Here is a 1,874-nt window from a genome sequence, read left to right as displayed (position 1 = left end):
GCCAAAAACTCTGCCGGCAAGAAAGTTATCTTTTACGAAGCGGATCAGGCGCTCCACTTTGCCCTTAGTGAAAGGATGCCTTGGCTTGCAGAGCTTTGTCTGGAAACCGATCGTTTCCATGAACACTTTATAATCTTTCTGCCAGAGCGGATGGCCTTCCAGATCCCGCCGAATCACGACACTCTTCATGTTATCTGTCAGTATATAGCGTGGGATTCCCATATAAGTAAACGCATGGATCATCCCAATAAAAAGATTTTCCTGTCTGGCATTGGGGAAGAATTCGATGTATCTTTCCCCGCAATGATGGCAGATCATAGCAAAACATGCCACCTTATAGGAAGCATCGGTATTTGTATCTACCTGAACAAAGCCCCAGTCCATCTGATAGGATTCCCCAGGAGAAGTTTGATATCTGCGTCCCCGGTTTCCCTGAGGGGCAACGAGCTGACGCTTGGGCGGGACAAGATCCCGGTGATCAGCGATATAAGTTTTTACGGTTGTTAATCCGCCGGTATATCCAGCTTCACGCAGCCGCTCAAAGCATACCGAAGAATTCGTGACGCCTTTTCGGAGCAGTCCGTCAATAATGCCGCTATATCCGGTCAGAACTGTAGATGTGGCTTTTTGTCCTGTCCTCTCATGTGGTGTAACAATAAAGTTATTCTCTTTTAAGTGCCTTAGCCGGGATCTGCTGATTCCGGTCCGGCGTTCCAGTTCTGCAAGATCAATTTTGGCAAGGCTGAAATTTTCGCCTTGTTCCTGCTTTATTTCGTTGATTGCTTGTGTTATGATTTCTTGTAAGTCATTACATGTAGCATCTTCGTGCATAAATCCTCCTTTTCTGATGCATTGGCTTATCATCAGTATAAGAGGATGAAGACCTGTATGTAATGGCTTTTTTAATTTGACTAGGATTGGCTATTTTAGTCTGACACTAGATGGTTATTTTAACCCGACGCTAATAACTAACTCTTTGATAACCTCAAAATATATCTTCTGGAGTTCGTATTCAGAAAGCTTAACATTCTGTTCCCTAATACCTTCTTCTACATAATCGTCATCTCGTGCCTTATTTAACCAACAAATTGCTTCTAAAAGTTCTTCTGTAGGTTCTACATTATTCTCCTTGAAATCATCTATTTCTCCGTACTCATCATCTGATATACACTGATAATCGATACACTGAAAAGCCAAATCAAGTAAGTCTTTTCCTATTTTCTCAGCAGCTCTATCCATATGGCTTATCGGATGTTTCTGACGATAGACATTATCAGCATATTCTCTGGCCTTTTTAATAAATATTGGAAAACTACTCGCTGTCACCAGATATTTGAATACTGCAGCATATTCCCTTGCTTCGTACTTTCCAAAATGATCAACTGATTCTCCTGAAGTAATTCCTTTTATAGCCTTTACTGTTTCCTCCTCTAATGCCATAAATTTACAGGTCTTTTCCATTTCAAAGGATTCGTAATCCGTTTCACCCGTAAGATAACCTACTGATACCTCAAAAAAATTTGCCAAATTCAACATGGTCTCATATGACGGGAATCCAATAGTCTTACCGTTTTCAATTTTACTTCCTACACGCAGCCATCTGCTTATATTCGCTTGCGTTCCGCCACCATATTTTTCCTTGTACTCTTTCAAAAATGTTTTTTGAGTATATTTTCTTTCTTTCATCAATTTGCTAAGCCGACTACACCAGCATTTTGCTACATTTTCTTTTATATTATTCATAGTATATTTTTCCACCCACTTTGTATTAAATTACATCATCTATATACCATACAAAATATTTACACTTATAACATTATGATTTAAAATAAGAATTGTCAATACCAAACAAACTTGAGTTTCCGCAGAATTAT

Annotated in this window: 2 protein-coding genes; both read right to left on the bottom strand. The window is 39.4% G+C overall.

What is annotated here, in order from left to right; all coding sequences use genetic code 11:
- Nucleotides 1–831: DDE-type integrase/transposase/recombinase (locus tag BKD12_RS14660; RefSeq protein WP_141736957.1), on the bottom strand; the 831-nt coding region annotated here is incomplete at its 3' end.
- Nucleotides 832–945: 114 nt separating this feature from the next.
- Entirely contained in the window at nt 946–1,686 is a 741-nt protein-coding gene (locus BKD12_RS14655) for a helix-turn-helix transcriptional regulator (RefSeq protein ID WP_176730981.1), read from the bottom strand.
- Between the last annotated feature and the right edge of the window lie 188 nt (nt 1,687–1,874).

Source organism: Merdimonas faecis (genome assembly GCF_001754075.1).
GTDB classification, from domain to species: Bacteria; Bacillota; Clostridia; order Lachnospirales; family Lachnospiraceae; genus Merdimonas; species Merdimonas faecis.
Note: the sequence above shows the minus strand (reverse complement) of the source record. Positions and strands in the feature narration are given on the sequence as shown.

Coding starts and splice junctions, on each gene's coding strand:
- BKD12_RS14655 (WP_176730981.1), bottom strand. CDS start 1,686: ATGAAAGAAAGAAAATATACTCAAAAAACATTTTTGAAAGAGTACAAG.